A 17247-nucleotide genomic window follows, 5' to 3' on the forward strand; every position below is an offset into this window, starting at 1 on the left:
GCCGGTGTCGATCACGGCCACCGGTACGCCGTTGCCGGTGCTGTATTGCCAGGCCTTGCTGATGTTGAGCAGGTTGAAGCCCGGCGCCAGCTGCGCCACGTCGGGGTTGCGCACGGTGATGGGCGTCGAGCAGCTGTTGGCGCGCCGCATCGGTTGGTCGCTTCGCGGCGGCCCGTCCGGCGGCACCATGCCGGGATCGACCTGTGGGGGTGTGATGGCTTGCGCGGCAGGGATATTCGCGGACAGCGCGACCAGGGTGACGGCGGCGGTCGCCGCCGCCGCGCGCTTCAGTGCCGAATCCACGTGAACAGCCCCCCCAGGGCCGCCGCCGCCGGCAGCAACACGATGAACGCGAACACTTCCACCCATTCCACGGTCAACCGGATCAGCGGCCTGAACCGCACCGTCGGCACCAACAGCGCCGCGGCCAGGCCGCACGCGGCGAAGGCCGCCACCGCTACAGCGGGCCAAAGCAATCCGCTGACAACGTCTTTCGGCTCCACGATGGCGTATTTGACCACTCCGGCGCACACGGCGGCGGCGGCCCCGCAGGCGAGCGCGACGGCCTGGTACTTGGCGGCGAATCCCCTGCCCTGGGTGATGAAGATGCCCACCACGAGTCCGGCGACCACCAGCGCCAACCACGCCCACGGGCGCCCCGGTGTCAGCACCCCCCACACGGCGGCGGGCAGGACGATCGACACCCCGACGCAGACACCGACCTGCACCGCGTTGACCAGCCGCGCGGAGGCGGCAATGGCCGCGCCGCGCGCGGTGATGTCGGTCAATTCGTTGTCCTCGTCCTCGGATTCGTCCTCACTCACCGGCGAGACAGTGTCGACGGGCATGCCTTCGCGCCGGGCGAAGAGGTCGCGGCCGGTGATCGATCCGAAGTGCGGCGGCCGAACCCGGGCCACCCACAACGCGATCATCGGGGTCATCCTGACCAGGATCAGCAGCCCGACCAGCACGCAGATGGCCAATACCTGCGCCGAGGCGGGCCGGAACATCCGAACCGCGGCAACCGCGGCCAGGATCCCGCACACCGTCACCACCGCGGTGACGACCGCGGTCTGCCACCGCTTCCGCGTCGTCACGCCGATGGCGATGGCACCGAGGATCACGATCACGAGGCCGATCAGCCCGTGCGCCGCGCCCAGGGTGCCCGGCGGCGCGCAGGCGCCCGCGACCGCCAGCAACACCACTGCCAGCCAGCCGAACCCGCTGAACAGGTCGCGCCGCTCGCGCCAGCCCCACCAGACGATGAACGTCGCGATGATCAGCAAGACGCCGACTGCGCCGGCCACCGCGGCCGGGATGGGGCTGTCGGTGAACATCCGCGCGCGCAGCGTCAGCGCCACCACCACCGCGGCCGCCATCGCGATGATCGCGACCGCGGTGTGCGCGGCCGTCAACGGCGTCACCGGGGCGAACATCCGGTCGCCGCCCTCACGGCCCAGCCACTTGCCCATGGCCGCCAGGCCGGTCGACAGCGACTCGTACTGCGGTTCGAAGGACTCGCCCGCGACACGGGGCACCAGCACCAGGGTGTCGCCGTCCTGCACGCCCAACTCGTCCAGGCTCTTGTTGATGTCGAGGCGGACCCCATTGATCTTGTGCAGTTCGTAGCTGCCCGCCGGCAACGTAATGCCTTCAAAGCCTTTGCGCTTCAGGTCGGCGTCGAAGAGCTCGACCATTCCCTCGAAGAATCCCTCCACCGGAATTCCGGCCGGGAACACTTGCGAGCAGAGATGCTTCTCGTAGGAAATGTTGACCGCACAGCGCGCCGGGAAGGCGACCTTATGCGCTGATGTCACGGCGTCGTCCGCTCCGCATCCGGAATGTATTTGTCGGCCAGGCCGGCGGTAATTTCAAAAAGACGCAACCGCGTCTTTTTCTTCAATTCGTGAACCGTGTCGATGAGGCCACCTTTGGCGAGATGCGGATCGAACGGCATCTCCTCGACGGTCGCCCCGACTTTGCTGAACCGCTCGGTCAGGTAAGCCAGCGCATCCTTGTCGGTGATCTGATCGGTGTGGTTGATGATCACGGTGCTGCGCGACACCACCTCGTGGTAGCCCTGCGACCGCAGATAGTCCACGGCACGCAGCACGGGCCGCGACCGATCGGCGGTGATGCCGGAGACGAACACGAGGGTGTCGGTGTTCTCCAGCACCGGCTTCATCACCTCGTGCTCCAAATCCGGCGACGTGTCCACGATCATCACCGTGTGAGTTCGCCGCAGCCGCGACAACACCCCGGAGAACATCGCAGGCACCAGCGGCCGGGGCTGGTCCGACGTACGGTTTCCGGCGAGGACGTCGAGCCCGATCGGGTTCTGCCCCAAGTGTTCACGGATGTCGGCGTAGCCCTGCACGTCGGTGTCGTTGATGATGGCGGTGTAGTCACCCGGCGGCGACTCGTCGATGCGGTCGGCCAGCGTGCCGAAACCCGGGACGGCATCGATCGCAATCACGTTCTGCGGGCGGCATTCCCGGAACACCCCGCCGATGCAGGCGACCATGGTGGAGACCCCGACCCCGCCCTTGCCGGAGACCACCGTGATCACGTACTGCCTCCGGATGTGCCGCCGGATACGGTTCTGCAAATCGCGGTAGTGCCGCTCGGCGGGCGATTCCCCGGGATTTATTTTTTTAAAAGAGATGACGTAGACGAATTTCCGCCAACCCGAGCCTGGAGGAATCTTTCGGGGCGCGGCAAGATCGGTAATGCGCATGGTGTCGGATACCGAATCCGGGAAGTTGCGGCCCCCTGACGGATCCCCCCGTCTGAGCGCCCCTTCGTCCGACATATTCGGGTCATTCCAAGGGCTCGTCACGTCGCGATGCTAACACGCTCGGCGATACCACGTTTACCGATCAACAAACCCTTCAAGCACGTAACAGGTTGCCATTCCACGGCATTGGTTAAGTGACTTATCTTGCGTCAGTGGAGAAGTCGGCCGCCGGATCAGACCACTCGCCGATACGAATACCACTCCTCGCCGGCGGGCAGCCGGCGGATCAGTCGCTGCACGGCGCCACTGATGTCGCTGCGCGAGCCGGGTGAAAGGATCTGGTAGCGGCGCTGACCCGAGATGACGTTCTCGACGCAGACGCGGCCCGCCGGGGTGTCGATGATGGACACGGTCGAATCGCCGACGGCGACCCGCGCCATCTCGTCCGGCCCGACCCCGGCCTGCAGCCCCACGATTGCCGCGTGCGCCGAACGCGCGGGGTCGGCGGCCATGGTGACGATCTGCAGCTGGTCGACGTCGAGGTTCTGCCTGAGCAGAAACGTCCGGAGGCTGGCGGCGTCGCGCACCGAGGCGAGCAGCTCTTCGGTGTCGAGGGTGACCGGCTTGAGCGGGGCCACCTCGGCCACCCCACACAGCCGCTCGACCTGGCCCACCACCAAATCGCTGGCCCCGCCCTCGTCATTGGCGGTGCCGGCCGGGTACAGGCGGATCAGCTCGGCATGGCGTTCGAGCACCACCCACCAGCTGGCGAAGCGGCAGACGGACGCCCGTGTCGGTTCACGGCCCGGCACGCCGATGTTGACCATCAGCGCCAAGTCGCGCCGCAGCAACACGGTCAGCCATTCGCGGATCATCGGGTCGACATTGCCCGCCTCGTCCAGGGCGCCGGCGGCCCGCAACTCGTCCGCGATCGGGTGGCTCAGCGCGCGCTCGGGGGTGTCGAGCCGCGGCAGCAACGGCCGCAAGCCCAGCTCGGGACAGGTCTGCTCCACCCCGGTAACCGCCTGCAACACCCACAGGCCATCGACCGTCGTCGTCAGCATGTCACTTCGCTTTCAAAGCCGCGCGCCCTTGACCGGCGGGCTACACGCCGAAGGGGGGCACATGCGCTCGACGCATCTGCCCCGCCTTCAATCGCACTCACCCACCACGCCCAATCAGTAGATCGGAGCCCGGGGCGGTTGTTCAGCCGAACAAGTGGCCGATGTTCTGGTCGGTCGCGAGCGCGTTGTCCAGCACGTGGGAGGTCGTCATTCCGTGCTGGCTCACCGTGTCGATCAGCCCCTGCAACCCGGAGAGCATCTGCGCCTGCGCCTCGAAGAATTGCTTCGCGCCATGACCGGCGAAGAATTCTGTCAGCTGGTTGGTCCGGTTCGCGGTGTCGTCATAGATTCCCTGCAACTGGCCGGCGCGCGATCCGATGTCGGACGCGAAATCGGCTACGGCGCCGGGGTTATAGGTGATGGGGTTGGACATTGTGCATTCCCTTCAAAGGCCGATTGTGAATTGCGAATGGTGGATGGGTTAGGAGCCGTGGCCGCCGAATAGCGCGCTGAACGCGTGCGTCGAATCCGCCTCGTGGTGTTCCATCAACGCCGCCGCCTGCTTGAGCCCCTCGGCCAGGCGGGTTCCGCCGTTGAGCACCTTGTTCAGGTCGTTCTGGATTTCGATGGCCGTCGCGTGAGACGCGGTCACGGCCTCACCGGACCAGGTCGAAGGGTTCATGACGTTTTCGTGGTTCGCGATGTAGCCCTGCGCGATCGCGATCGCGTGTTCCATGTTGGCCTGGATATGGTTGGAAGCATCGCGAAGCACCTGAGCCGATACTTGGATTGTTGAACTGTCCACTTGGGGTTTCTCCTAACTACTGATGCCCTCCCCCGGAATTACCTGGGGCATGGAGCGAAGTGTATGGCTGCTGTATTTATCTGTCGATTCACCCTTGGCCGGGCCGGCTTCACACTCTCGTGTCGACAACCCGCACCGTCGCGGGCTGTTCGGCTTTGTCTCGGGATCCGCGCTCTCCTCCCGCCCCATGCCCCACCGGCATGCCGCCCATAGGAGTACCGCCGCCGACCGTCGTGGTCTGCGGACGAATGGCCTCGGCCCCCAACGCCCCGCTCGGCCGCAACCCCACCGGCCGGCCACTGCCGGCCGGTTCGAAGGCGCTGACGGGACGGGTGAAGGTGGTCGCGGGCATGCCGGCCCCGCCCAGAGAGGCGGCCCCTCCGCCGCCGCCCGAGGCGCCGACGGCCGACATCTCCGTCGCCGATATCGCCGAAATTCCGGGCGCCGCACCGCCCATGGCTCCCGGGTTGGCGAACATGCCCATCATCGACTGCAGCGGCTGCATCATCTGCATCGGCGCCTGCATCATTTGCATCGGCGCCTGCATCATTTGCGGGACCGCGCCCATCATCGACTGCACGGGCTCCATGAACGAACCGGCCTGGCTCATGATGTCCTGGCCGCCCGACGCCGCCTGGCCCGCGCCCTGGGTGCCCGTCTGCGCACCCTGCATGGCGGCACGCATGCCGTCGCCGGCGCCGACGTTCGCGGCCGCCTGTCCCACCGCCGCGGCCGCCTCCGCCGGCGCCGCCGGCGACGCGCCCATGGTCGCCAGCGGCGGTGGAATGGCGAGGCTCTCGCTCAAGGCGGTCAGGATCGTTCCGTAGCTGGCGCCGACGGCGGAGTTGTTCGGCCACATCGACCCGAAGTATTCGAGCTCCAGCGACGTGATCCGGGGCGTCAAGGCGCCGAGGACGATGGGGTTGATGCCGTAGTCGGTGGCGCACTCGGTGCGGTTGGCGATGCACTCGGGCGCCGGACGCATCGTGCCGTACGCCATCTGATACGCGGAGACCGCGGTCGAGACCACCGCGGGTTTGACATCCACCCACCCGGCGAGCCCGTGCAGTGACGCGTTCAGCGCGGTGGCGTTGGTGGCGGAGGCGAGGGAGCCGACACCGGTCCAGCTCACCGACGTCGCGACGGTGTTGATCTCCGATGCGATGCTCGAGCCGTGATGGGTGGCCGCCAGTGCCGTCCAAGCGGCCTGGTTGGCCAGATGGGTGATGACGCCGGCACCCGCCTTGAGCAACATGTCGTTTTCTTCAGGCGTACGCGCGGCCCACCCCGGATCCGCCATGCCGCACTTCCCCCTTTGCTGCCCCGCTGGTGGCGTAGCTGGCTGTTACGCGCCTATCGCCAACGCCAAGCTACGCATGAGTTCGGTGACGACGTAGGTACCCGACGCGATGCTCTGCGCGCCGGCGAACAAACCGCGCTGGGCGGCGTGCTCGGATACCACTCCCAGGTAGTTTCCGCCGCACGCGTTCAGCGCCGCCGCGAACATCGCCGAATCCGGGTCTGCGCCCATCGGCATGACCCCCAGCAGCACGGGCGCGGCCGCCGAAGCCGCCGCCTGGGTCTCGGCGCTGATCCCCGACTCCGCGGCCGCCGATGCCAGCACAGCCTCCGATTGCACCTGCAGCACCATGATTTCCCTCCGATTGCTCAGCGTCATAAGACGGGCTTGGCGCCTCAGTCTAGTGCGGTTCTACTGTTCGTGTATTCACTCGGATTCCCCCCGGTCTCCCGGCCGGAATTACGTGATTCAGTTGACGGGCGGTATTCCCGTTATGAGGCATCCGTCAAACACCCCGCATGCCACTGCAGGCACACCGGTCACGCGGTTACCGCGTGATTCATGCGAATGGCTGGCAGTAATGGCCGCCTATTTGGTGCGGCCTGAAACATCGAATCGCCCGATCACGTTTCCCGTCGCGGAAATGCCGACCGAAACTACGCGGGTCCGCGGCCGTCACCGGCCAGGTTCAGCAGCAGCCGGGTGCCCCCGAGCGGACTCGTCTGCAACGCCGCCGTGCCGCCGTGCAGTTCGGCCTGCTGGGCGACCAGCGCCAGCCCCAGCCCGGAGCCCGACCGCGATGCCGTGGAGCCGCGGGCGAAGCGCTCGAAGACCGCGGCCCGCTCGGACTCCGGAACGCCGGTGCCGTCGTCGTCGATCGCGATCTCCACGCCCTCGCTGGAGCTGCTCACGGTGAGCTGGATCTTGCCGGCGTTGCCATGCTTGACGGCGTTGGCGATCGCGTTGTCGATCACCAGCCGCAGGCCGGTGGGCAGTCCCACCATCAGCACCGTCGGCGAGGGCACCAGCGACACCTCGACCTCGGGATATATCCGCAGTGCGTCGTGCGCGGCACGGTCCAGCAGTTCGGTGATGTCGAACGGGACGAAGTCGTCGACGGTGGTCAGCTCGCCCTGTGCCAGCCGTTCCAGCGCCGTCAGCGTTCCCTCGATGCGGCTCTGGGTGCGGATGACGTCGCCGATCACCTCCTGGCGCTGCTCACGGGGCAGGTCCAGCGTGGAGAGGACTTCCAGGTTGGTGCGCATCGCCGTCAACGGGGTGCGCAGCTCGTGGGAGGCGACGGCGGCGAAGTCGCGTGCCGACTCGAGCGCCGCCTTCGTGCGCTGTTGCTCCTTGCCGATGCGCGCGAGCATTCCCTCGACCGCTTCGGCGATCTCCACGGCCTCCCGCACCCCGCGCACCTGAACCTCGTCGGGGCTGGACTGCGCGTTGATCGCGCGGGCCTGCTGCGCCAGCAACAGGAACGGGTTCACCATGATCAACGAGATCACCCAGCCGACGACCACCGTGCCGCCGATGACGCTGGCGCAGATCAACAACACCCGCAGGTGTAGCTCGTTGATCCGGTGTTGCGCTTCGGCCAGCGGCGCGGCCAGCGCGATCGAGGCGGGCCCCGCCGAGAAGGTGCGGACGCGGTACTGCACGCCGTTGATGGTGGTGTTGGCGTATCCGTTGGGCAGCTTCGGCAGCACGATGTTGTTGGGCACCGAGACCGTCACGTCGCCGATGCGCGCGGTGCGCACCAGGTTGCCGTCCGGCATGGGCTGGTCGGGGCTCGCGTGCTCGACGTTGTTGAGCAGTGAATTGATGTCGCCCAGGCTGCTGACCGAGTCGAGCCGGCGGTCCAGCTGGCTGTACTGGTCGTTGGTGACGCCGACCCAAACCCAGGTGCCCAGCAGCACGACCAGGGTGATGACCGAGAGCGCGGCGACGACGACGATGGTGCGCAGCGACAACACCCGCATCGGCAGCTGTACGTGCGGTAACACGCGAATGTCACGCTCCTCTGGTGCGCTCACGGCGCCGGCCGGAGACGGTGTCGAGAACCTGACCACAACCCTCACACCCTTCGCGATTCGCCGCGTTCAGGCGTCGTGGCGTTTCGCAGAGAATGTAGCGCCAAACTTTGAGCTCCTGCCCGGCCCGGCCCTGACCGCGGTCGTTTTGCCTCCATCGTGGTGAGTGAGTACTCTCTCACCATGCTCGCCTCCGGACGTGATCGGCTCCTGGCCGAGGCGCTGAAGCTTTTCGCCGCCAAGGGTTACGCGGCGACATCGGTGGCCGACATCCAGCGAGCGTCGGGTCTGGCTCCGGGATCGGGAGCGCTCTACAAGCACTTCGGCTCGAAGCGCGAGCTGCTCGAGGCCGCCGTCGCGTACCGGATCGACAGCATCGTGGCGGCGCGCGAGCAGTACGACGCGGGGCAACCGGGCAGCGTCGAGCAGGCGGTGCGCACGGCCGGGCAGCTGATCTGGAGCAATCTCAAAGAGAGCGAGGACCTGCTCAAGGTCATGCTGCGGGAGCCCGAGGAGCTCGGCGACCTCGACGAAAAGACGTGGCAGGTCATCACCGACAACGCCTATCAGCGCTTCGCCGACGAACTGGCCGCGTCGAATCGGTCCGGCCGCACCCGCATCCCCGATCCCGAGGCGGCCGCGGCGGTCGCCATCGGGTCGTTGTCGTATGCCGCGACGCTGCAGGCGCTGACCGGCAGGCTGCCCGGCAACATCGACGAAGAGCGGTACTTCGAGGCGTGGGTCAGCCAGACCGTCAGCGTCCTCGCCCAGTACGGAACCCGTTGAGCACAACAACCTTTCAGGAGTAGACCGTGACTTTCTCACTGCAACTGACCGACGACGTGATCGAGGTACGCGACTGGGTGCACAAGTTCGCCGCCGACGTCATCCGGCCCGCCGCCTCGGAATGGGACGAACGGGAGGAGACCCCGTGGCCCGTGATCCAGGAGGCCGCCAAGGTGGGGCTGTACTCCCCCGACTTCTTCGCGCAGCAGGCGGCCGAGCCGACGGGCCTGGGCATGCTCACCGCGTTCGAGGAGATGTTCTGGGGCGACGCCGGCATCGCGCTGTCCATCATGGGCACCGGCCTGGCCGCGGCGGCGTTGGCGGGCAACGGAACTCCCGAACAGCTGGGCCGGTGGCTGCCGGAGATGTTCGGTACGGCCGACGAGCCGAAGCTGGGTGCGTTCTGCTCCTCGGAGCCCGACGCCGGGTCGGATGTCGGGGCGATCCGCACCCGGGCCCGCTACGACGAGGCCACCAACGAATGGGTGCTGAACGGCACCAAGACCTGGGCGACCAACGGCGGCATCGCGAACGTGCACATCGTGGTGGCGTCGGTGTATCCCGAATTGGGCACCCGCGGACAGGCCACGTTCGTCGTCCCGGCGGGCGTCAATGGTTTGGCGCAAGGCCAGAAGTTCAAGAAGCACGGGATCCGGGCATCGCACACCGCCGAGGTGGTTCTCGACAACGTTCGCCTACCCGAGGACCACATCCTGGGCGGCCGGGAGAAGTTCGAGGCGCGCATCGCCCGGGTCAAGTCGGGTGCCTCCGCGCGCAGCCAGGCGGCGATGAAGACCTTCGAGCGCACCCGGCCCACGGTCGGGGCCATGGCCGTCGGCGTGGCCCGCGCCGCGTACGAGTACGCGCTCGACTATGCCTGCCAGCGTGAGCAATTCGGCCGCAAGATCGGCGAATTCCAGGCGGTGGCGTTCAAGCTGGCCGACATGAAGAGCCGCATCGACGCCGCCCGCCTGCTGGTGTGGCGGGCCGGCTGGATGGCGCGCAACAACCAATCGTTCGACGCCGCCGAGGGGTCGATGGCCAAGCTGGTTGCCAGCGAGACGGCCGTCTACGTCACCGACGAGGCGATCCAGATTCTGGGCGGCAACGGATACACCCGTGACTATCCCGTGGAGCGGATGCACCGCGACGCCAAGATCTTCACCATTTTCGAGGGCACCAGCGAGATCCAGCGCCTGGTGATCTCGCGGGCGCTGACCGGCTTGCAGATTCGGTAACGGCCGCATCCCGCGGTCCGTGCCGTCACGGGCGCGAGACATGATGGCCGGATGACCACCGAGATCCGGGTCCTCGACAGCGAGGACGAACTGCTGGCCGCGGCCAACGTGTTTCGCGTCGCCATGATCGGCTTCCCGCCGATGCCGGAGCTACCGCCCGGCCAGATCGCCAAGCTGCTCGAGCCCGGCCGCACCCTGGGGGCGTTCGTCGGCGGGGAGCTCGTCGGCACCGCGGACGCAGTGACGAGCCGAATGACGCTCCCCGGCGGGTCGATGGTGGGGCACGCCGCCGTCACCCACATCGGGGTGTTGCCGTCGTTCACCCGGCGGGGCGTCGCCACGGAGTTGATCCGTCATCAATTCGGCGACATCGCGGCCCGCGGCGAGGTGGTCGCGTCGTTGCGGGCCTCCGAGGCCACGATCTACGGGCGCTATGGGTACGGCGTCGCCAGTTCGTCGCAGACGGTAGAGGTGCACACCGCGCGGGCGGCGCTGCGTCGCGAGGTCGGGGCCGGCGGTCCGGTGCGGTTGATCGACGCGGCCGAAGGCTGGGCGTTGTTGCCCCGCATCTACGCCGAGAATCGTCCGTCGCGGCCGGGATCCATCGACCGGCCGGACGCGTGGTGGCGGAGCCTGCGGCTGCGTACCGAATCATCGCCGCAGCCTTCGTATGTCGCGGTGCACGGCGCCCCGGGAGCCGAATCCGGTTTCGCCCGCTACCGCCCCGTCGACACCGAGAGGTGGTTCGTCAGCGACCAGCGCACGATCGCGGTGGAGGACTTCTTTGCCCCGACCGCCGAGGCCTATCTCGGCCTGCTGCGGTTTCTGCTGCGGCTCGATCTCATTGACCGCGTCGTGTTTTGGATGTTGCCGATGGACGATCCGCTGCCCTGGTTGCTGGCCGATCGGCGCGCCGCGCGCGTCACCGCCGTGCATGACGAAACGTGGCTTCGCGTCATCGACGTGCCGCGGGCGCTCTCGGCTCGCCGGTACGGCGGCGACGGCGGCGTCACCATCGCGGTCAAAGACCCTATGCTGCCCGATAATTCGGGTCGTTTCACGATCACCGGGGACGGCGCCGAACCGACCGGCGGGCGCGCGCAGCTCGAGGTCGACGTCGAGGGGCTGGCCGCAGTTCTGCTCGGAGGTGTGACCTGGCGCGACCTCGCCGTCGCGGGCGTGGCCCGACCCGATGACCCGTCGGCGATCGCCGCGGCCGACCGATTGTTCGCGGTGCCGGACGCTCCCCATGCCGGGTTCTACTTCTAGCCGCGCGGGTATGCGGATCGCGTGATCGTCATCGTCGGTGCGGGGGTGTGCGGGCTGGCCGCCGCCCACGAGCTGGCGCGGCGTGGGGAGCCCGCGATCGTGCTGGAACGCGGGGTCCCGTTCGGCGAGCAGTCAACGGGATTGGCCCGCATCTTCCGGATTGCGCATCGGCGCCCGTCGTTGTGCCGCCTGGCGCTCCGTGCCCGCGCCGGCTGGCAGCGCTGGGAGGACGAGCTCGGCGTGGGCCGGCTATTGGGCGCGGAGGGATTCATCGCCGCCGGTGCCTGCGAGGAGACCGCGGCGGCCATGACAACGGCGGGTGCTTCATTCCGTTGGGTGGACGGGGCGGAGATCGCCGCGCGGATCCCATTCGCCGCCCCGCCGTGGGAGACCGGTGTGCTGGATCCACTCGGCGGCAGCCTGCGAATCCGCCGCGCACTGTCCGCGCTGGCGGGGCGGCTCGACGTCCGGCGGGGCGACGTCGTGGCGGTTTCCGACGACGGTGAGGTGAGTCTGGCCGACGGCGGCGTGCTGCGGGGCGACCGCGTGCTGATCTGCGCCGGCGCGCGGACGCCGGCGCTGTTCGGCCCGCTTGGTGTCGAATTCGCCCCGCACACCCGGTTCACCTACGCGGGCGCCGACGCGACCGGCGCGGCGTGCCTGTCGGCGCCCGAGGGCTACGGGCTGCCGCTGGGCAGCACGGGGCGCTGGGCGTTCGGTCAGGAGGTGCCGGACCCCGCGACGGTGCGCGCGCTGTTCCCAGGGCTGTCGCCGGTTGGGCGGGTGGACTGCGTGACGGTTCGCGCGCCGTGGCTGGACGCGGGCGGCGACGGCTGGACGGTGGGCCGCCGCGGCCGCGTCGTCGGGTTCGTCGGCGCCAACCTGATGAAGTTCGGTCCGTTGCTCGGCGAACTGCTTGCCGAGGCGGTGCTCAGCGAAGAGCTACCGGGCCAGCTGGCCCTCGCCCGATAGTTCACCTGCAGGGCGCAAGCGCATCGCCGGACGAGTCCGCCGCCGCGCGGGGACGGCCATCAGCGTTCCAGCGCAACGACACGACGATGAATCGGGGACGGTAGATGCTCACCTGGCGGTACACGTCGCCGCCCGGCGCGGTGTCAAGGCTGTTGACGTCGTACGAGATGACCAGCTTGCTGGACGTCGAGTACTCGGGGTGCACATGGGCGTTGTAGGTGTAGACGTCGGCGTCGTGGTAGAGCCCGGCGCTTCCGCTCTCAGGCGTCAGGTACAGCGTCGTCGCGGGCCCGAAGGGTCCCGTCGGGGACGGCCCGAAGCGGCCAACGAGGCGATCGCTGAATCCCCTGCCCCCCTGCATGGTGGTGAGCATGTAGACGCCGTCGCGCAGCCGGTGCACCGAAAGCTCGGCGCCGACGCGGTCGCTCACCCGGAACGAATCCGCTTCCGCGGACGACCATCCCCGGCCGGTCCAGTACGAGAAGGCTTGCCGCAGATCGCCTCCCGCGATGCGGGCCACGTGCAGGTACTTGTTGTCGGCGCCGGTCTCGACACCGTAGACATAGGTCCAGCCGCCGTCGTTCTGCACCCACTGGCCCCATTGGATGCCGCGCGATCGTGGCAGCGGCGTGATCGCCGAGGCTGCGCGCAGGTCCCCGATGTCGAACCGCGCCAGCGATGACCCGACGAACACGAAGTCGAGCGGTCCGCGCCCACCGGATCTCCACTCGGACAGCGGAACCTGTAGTGCCCCATCAAGATACGTCGCCGCTCCCAGCCAGAACCAGTGCGTGGGGTCAACCGGCGCGACCACGCCCGCCCGGTGGTCGGCCGTCCCGCCCACCACGGTGGACCAGTGCCCTTCGCCGTCACGGATGACGAAGGAATTGTGCACGAAAAGCGCGTCGGGCGGTCGGGTCGGCGGGGTGATGGGCCCGAGGAAAGTATCGGAGAACACGAAGGCCTCCCTACCGTCGGGCAGCGTGGCCGTCCAGGTCGAATCTCCGCCCGTCCAACCGCTACCGGAATTGCCGTAGTTCGTCAGGGCCGTGTTCAGGCAGTCCAGCGGCGCGGAGCCGAGCACCATCGGCGCCCCCATCACGCCGCGCGGGCCCGGCCAGGACGAGAACAGGCCGAGAGCGAGAGCCGCGATCAGGAGGGTGACGAGCAGCCGGCCGGCCCGCCTGCCCATCCCGCGCGTCACGCTCACACGATAGGCGCTCCGGGTTGGGGAGGTAAGCCTTTCCTTCTAGACCGGCCAGGATGCCCAATTGTCGCTCGTTTAGGGACGTTTGACCCTAGGTCCGCGGAGTGGCGCCTCGGAATACTTGGGCGGCTTGACAAATTGCGTGAGTCCGCACCGGCCCCCCCGTGGAGGTATGCGATGACGGCTGAAGCGCCGCCCGTCAGCGGCCTGCAGGCCCGCCGGCCGTTTCCCGCGCGGACAGGTCCCAAGGGGAACCTGATCTACCAGCTCATCAGCACGACCGACCACAAGATGATCGGCATCATGTACATGGTCGCCTGTTTCATCTTCTTCTTCATCGGCGGCCTGATGGCGCTGCTCCTGCGGCTCGAGCTGGCCCGGCCCGGGCTGCAATTTCTGTCCAACGAGCAGTACAACCAGCTGTTCACCATGCACGGCACGGCGATGTTGCTGTTTTATGCGACGCCCATCGTCTTCGGGTTCGCGAATCTGGTACTGCCCCTGCAGATCGGTGCGCCCGACGTGGCCTTCCCACGGCTCAACGCGCTGTCGTTCTGGCTGTTCGTCTGCGGGGCGCTGATCGCGTTGGGCGGCTTCATCGTTCCCGGAGGTGCCGCCGATTTCGGGTGGACCGCCTACACGCCGCTGTCCGATGCCGTGCACAGTCCCGGCGTGGGCGGCGACCTGTGGATTCTGGGCGTGGGCGTCGGTGGTCTGGGAACCATTCTGGGTGCGGTCAACATGATCACCACGGTGGTCTGTCTGCGGGCCCCGGGCATGACCATGTTCCGGATGCCCATCTTCACCTGGAACATCCTGGTCACCAGTGTGCTTGTCCTGATTGTCTTCCCGCTGTTGACCGCCGCGCTGTTCGGTTTGGAGGCCGACCGCCGCTTCGGCGCGCACATCTACGATCCCGCCAACGGCGGGGTGATGCTGTTTCAGCACTTGTTCTGGTTCTTCGGGCATCCCGAGGTCTACGTGATCGCGCTGCCGTTCTTCGGCATCATCTCCGAGATCGTCCCCGTGTTCTCCCGCAAGCCGCTGTTCGGTTACAGCACACTGGTTTACGCGACGCTGTCGATCGCCGCACTGTCAGTGGCGGTGTGGGCGCACCACATGTATGCCACCGGCGCCGTGCTGCTGCCGTTCTTTTCGTTCATGACGTTCCTGATCGCCGTCCCCACCGGGATCAAGTTCTTCAACTGGATCGGCACCATGTGGAAGGGCCAGTTGACGTTCGAATCCCCGATGCTGTTCGCGATCGGGTTCTTGCTGACCTTCCTCATCGGGGGGTTGACGGGCGTGCTGCTCGCCAGCCCCCCGCTCGACTTCCACATCACCGACACCTATTTCGTTGTGGCGCACTTCCACTACACGTTGTTCGGCACGATCGTGTTCGCCACCTACGCGGGCATCTACTTCTGGTTCCCGAAGATGACCGGACGCCTGCTCGACGAGCGGCTGGGCAAGCTGCATTTCTGGCTGACGTTCATCGGCTTCCACACCACCTTCCTGGTGCAGCACTGGCTCGGCGATTCGGGGATGCCGCGCCGGTATGCCGACTACCTGCCCACCGATGGGTTTCAGACGCTCAACCTTGTCTCGACGATCGGGGCGTTCATCCTCGCCGCCTCGGTCTTGCCGTTCGTCTGGAACGTGTTCAAGAGCTGGCGCTACGGCGAGCCGGTCCTGGTGGACGACCCGTGGGGCCACGGCAATTCGCTCGAGTGGGCCACCAGCTGCCCGCCGCCGCGGCACAACTTCACCGAGCTGCCGCGAATCCGTTCGGAGCGGCCGGCTTTCGAGCTGCATTACCCGCACATGGTGGAGCGCATGCGCGCCGAGGCGCATGTCGGCCGCCGCGAACTCGCGAGCGCGACGCCCGACGCGGCCGACGTCGCCATAAACTAGTTGCGCCGTATCACCATTCGCTTCTCCAGCCCCCCAGCGCGGCGTCGCTGAACTTGCCCAGCGCGGCGAGTAGTCCGATGGCCAACAGCATCACGTCGGTGCGGCCGGTGTTCTGGCTGTCGATCAGCAGGAAGCCGAGTCCCTTCGACGAGGCGATCAACTCGGCGGCCACCAGGAAAAGCCACGCGTTCGCCAGTCCCAGGCGCAGCCCGTTCAGCAGAGCGGGGGCGGCTGCGGGAAGCATGACCGTCGTCAACAGCGCGGCCCCGTCCCGACCGTAGGCGCGGCCCACCTCCAACAGTTGCGGGTCGACGTGGGACAGCGCCGACGCCGTCGTGGTGTACACGGGGAAGAACGCGCCGATGGCTACCAGCAGCACCTTCGGTGTTTCGTCAATGCCAAACCACAAGAGCAGTAACGGAACCCACGCCAGCGAAGGCACGGTGCGCAAGGCCGCCACCGTCGGGGCGAGCAGCCTGCGCGCGGTGAGCGACAGCCCCACTAGCGATCCGATCGCGAGCGCGGCGGCCGAGCCGAGCAGGTAGCCGAGCGAGACACGCCCCAGGCTGGCCTGTAGATGGGTCCAGAGCTCACCGCGACGCAGCAGGTCACCCAGCGCCGCGATCACGTCGCCGGGTGGGGGCAGTTGACTGGCCGAGAACCAGCCCGCGGCGGTCACCGCTTGCCAGGCGGCCAGCAACAGCAGCGGAACCGCAAGCCCAGCCGGGGCGAGGGGGATCCTCAGGACACGTGTTGGGCGTACTTCGGCTCGATGATCGTTCCCAGCGCGCCGCGGCCGGAGTCGTCGGATTTGATGTCGGAGTCCGCCACCGCGATCGGCAGGATGTTCGTCAACACCGTCCGCTGCGGGTCGCCCGGCGCGGGCGGGATGTCCAGCACCGTCCGTCGCAACTCCTCCTGGGCGACGCTCGGTGTGACTTTCGCCTGCGAGGCCAGCAACGCCGCCAGCTCCTCGGGATGCGCCTTCGCCCATTTACGGGCCTCCTCATAGCTATTGACCACGGACTGGACCACATCGGGATGCGCGGCGCTGAAGTCCTCTCGAACGTTCAGCACGCCATAGGAGTTGAAATCCGGATTGCGGTAGAGCATCCGCGAACCCTGCTGCTGAATGGTCTGCGCCATAAAAGGATCCAGCCCTGACCAGGCGTCCACATCGCCACGTTCCAGCGCGGTTTTGCCGTCGGCGTGCTGCAGGTTGACCATTTCCACGTCGGCGGGTGAAAGCCCCGCCGTGGCAAGGGATTGCAGCAGGAAGAAGTAGGGGTCCGTGCCCTTGGTGACCGCGATTTTCTTTCCCTTCAGGTCGGCGACCGAGGTGGCCGTCGAATTCTTGCCCACCACCAGGGCGGTCCACTCCGGCTTGCTGTACACGTCGATGATCTTGATCGGCGTGCCGTTCGCCCGCGCGACCAAGGCGGCCGAACCGGCGGTGGACCCGAAGTCGAGTCCCTTGGAGCGCAGGCCCTCGTTTGCCTTGTTGCTCCCCGCCGAGAGCACCCAGGTGACGTTGTAGCCCCTTCCCTCCAGCAGGTGCTGGTCGCGTACCACCAGGCTCAGCGGGTTGTAGTACGCATAGTCCAGCCGGATGTCCCTGGCCGCCGTAGTCCCGGTTGGCGAGCCGCAGCCGGCGGCTGCGGCCAGGACCGAAACCGCAATCAGGCAGCGCATTTTCATCACGTCTTGGCCTCCTCGGAAACCGCGGATCCGGCAGCGGCGCGGCCGCGCCGCGGTACGCCGAGCTCGTCGAGCAACTGTTGGCGCAACGCCGCGATGCGCGGGTCGCCGCGGTCGCGTGGCTTGGCGATCGGGACGTCGAATGCCGCGCCGATGCCGGCCGCGCCCGTGGGGTCGGCGCGCAACACGAGCACGCGGTCGGCGAGGATCGCCGCCTCATC

General features: G+C 67.7%; 16 protein-coding genes and 2 pseudogenes. 5 read left to right on the forward strand and 13 right to left on the reverse strand.

The genetic code is table 11. The features are described 5' to 3' along the window. The 9 genes and pseudogenes from A5701_RS24510 to A5701_RS24550 all read right to left on the reverse strand — a co-directional run. Window positions 1–303, reverse strand: a pseudogene (locus A5701_RS24510) (type VII secretion-associated serine protease); the annotation flags it as partial. Continuing rightward, window positions 288–1817, reverse strand: a complete 1530-nt coding sequence (gene eccD / locus A5701_RS24515; protein ID WP_082950100.1) for a type VII secretion integral membrane protein EccD — start codon at window positions 1815–1817, stop codon at window positions 288–290. The gene eccD and the pseudogene A5701_RS24510, both read right to left, overlap by 16 nt. Continuing rightward, window positions 1814–2839, reverse strand: a complete 1026-nt coding sequence (locus tag A5701_RS24520) for a MinD/ParA family protein (protein WP_156670256.1) — start codon at window positions 2837–2839, stop codon at window positions 1814–1816. Before A5701_RS24520 ends, eccD begins: the two co-directional genes overlap by 4 nt. A gap of 131 nt (window positions 2840–2970) precedes the next feature. Next, complete coding sequence (locus A5701_RS24525; protein WP_067760409.1) at window positions 2971–3801, reverse strand: ESX secretion-associated protein EspG; 831 nt, start codon at window positions 3799–3801, stop codon at window positions 2971–2973. A 142-nt stretch (window positions 3802–3943) separates the two neighbouring features. After that, a complete protein-coding gene (locus A5701_RS24530; RefSeq protein ID WP_067760412.1) occupies window positions 3944–4234 on the reverse strand; it encodes a WXG100 family type VII secretion target in 291 nt (96 codons plus the stop codon). Window positions 4235–4282: 48 nt separating this feature from the next. Continuing rightward, a complete protein-coding gene (locus A5701_RS24535) occupies window positions 4283–4606 on the reverse strand; it encodes a WXG100 family type VII secretion target (protein WP_067271862.1) in 324 nt (107 codons plus the stop codon). Between the two features lie 109 nt (window positions 4607–4715). Then, window positions 4716–5906, reverse strand: a complete 1191-nt coding sequence (locus tag A5701_RS24540; protein ID WP_067760414.1) for a PPE family protein — start codon at window positions 5904–5906, stop codon at window positions 4716–4718. Window positions 5907–5951: 45 nt separating this feature from the next. After that, on the reverse strand, window positions 5952–6257 hold the full coding sequence (locus A5701_RS24545) for a PE domain-containing protein (protein WP_067760429.1): 306 nt from the start codon (window positions 6255–6257) through the stop codon (window positions 5952–5954). Window positions 6258–6562: 305 nt separating this feature from the next. Then, the gene (locus tag A5701_RS24550) at window positions 6563–7891 is read right to left on the reverse strand and encodes a sensor histidine kinase KdpD (RefSeq protein WP_067760416.1); all 1329 of its coding nucleotides are present in this window, start codon (window positions 7889–7891) and stop codon (window positions 6563–6565) included. A gap of 234 nt (window positions 7892–8125) precedes the next feature. Between A5701_RS24550 and A5701_RS24555 the strand changes: the two genes are divergently transcribed. From A5701_RS24555 to A5701_RS24570, 4 genes are read left to right on the forward strand one after another with little or no spacing between them, the layout of a single operon-like run. After that, on the forward strand, window positions 8126–8728 hold the full coding sequence (locus A5701_RS24555) for a TetR/AcrR family transcriptional regulator (protein ID WP_156670258.1): 603 nt from the start codon (window positions 8126–8128) through the stop codon (window positions 8726–8728). Window positions 8729–8754: 26 nt separating this feature from the next. Continuing rightward, window positions 8755–9966, forward strand: a complete 1212-nt coding sequence (locus A5701_RS24560; RefSeq protein ID WP_067271857.1) for an acyl-CoA dehydrogenase family protein — start codon at window positions 8755–8757, stop codon at window positions 9964–9966. A 51-nt stretch (window positions 9967–10017) separates the two neighbouring features. After that, complete coding sequence (locus tag A5701_RS24565) at window positions 10018–11235, forward strand: GNAT family N-acetyltransferase (protein ID WP_067760418.1); 1218 nt, start codon at window positions 10018–10020, stop codon at window positions 11233–11235. A gap of 21 nt (window positions 11236–11256) precedes the next feature. Continuing rightward, window positions 11257–12207, forward strand: coding sequence for an FAD-binding oxidoreductase (locus tag A5701_RS24570; protein ID WP_067760420.1), 951 nt, complete (start codon window positions 11257–11259; stop codon window positions 12205–12207). 1 nt (window position 12208) lies between these two features. On the opposite strand, the gene A5701_RS24575 is transcribed toward A5701_RS24570, so the two are convergent. Beyond that, complete coding sequence (locus A5701_RS24575; RefSeq protein WP_156670257.1) at window positions 12209–13411, reverse strand: DUF4185 domain-containing protein; 1203 nt, start codon at window positions 13409–13411, stop codon at window positions 12209–12211. Between the two features lie 180 nt (window positions 13412–13591). Between A5701_RS24575 and ctaD the strand changes: the two genes are divergently transcribed. After that, a complete protein-coding gene (ctaD, locus tag A5701_RS24580; RefSeq protein WP_067760424.1) occupies window positions 13592–15328 on the forward strand; it encodes a cytochrome c oxidase subunit I in 1737 nt (578 codons plus the stop codon). 10 nt (window positions 15329–15338) lie between these two features. On the opposite strand, the gene A5701_RS24585 is transcribed toward ctaD, so the two are convergent. The 3 genes and pseudogenes from A5701_RS24585 to A5701_RS28645 form a co-directional block, all read right to left on the reverse strand. Beyond that, window positions 15339–16034 (reverse strand): ABC transporter permease, encoded by a 696-nt coding sequence (locus tag A5701_RS24585; protein WP_197505061.1) that lies wholly within the window; start codon window positions 16032–16034, stop codon window positions 15339–15341. Window positions 16035–16069: 35 nt separating this feature from the next. After that, entirely contained in the window at window positions 16070–17026 is a 957-nt protein-coding gene (locus A5701_RS24590; protein ID WP_067760426.1) for an aliphatic sulfonate ABC transporter substrate-binding protein, read from the reverse strand. Further along, window positions 17026–17247: pseudogene (locus A5701_RS28645) on the reverse strand (ABC transporter ATP-binding protein); the annotation flags it as partial. The gene A5701_RS24590 and the pseudogene A5701_RS28645, both read right to left, overlap by 1 nt.

Origin of the sequence: Mycobacterium sp. E3305 (assembly GCF_001666785.1) — a bacterium.
Classification (GTDB): Bacteria; Actinomycetota; Actinomycetes; order Mycobacteriales; family Mycobacteriaceae; genus Mycobacterium.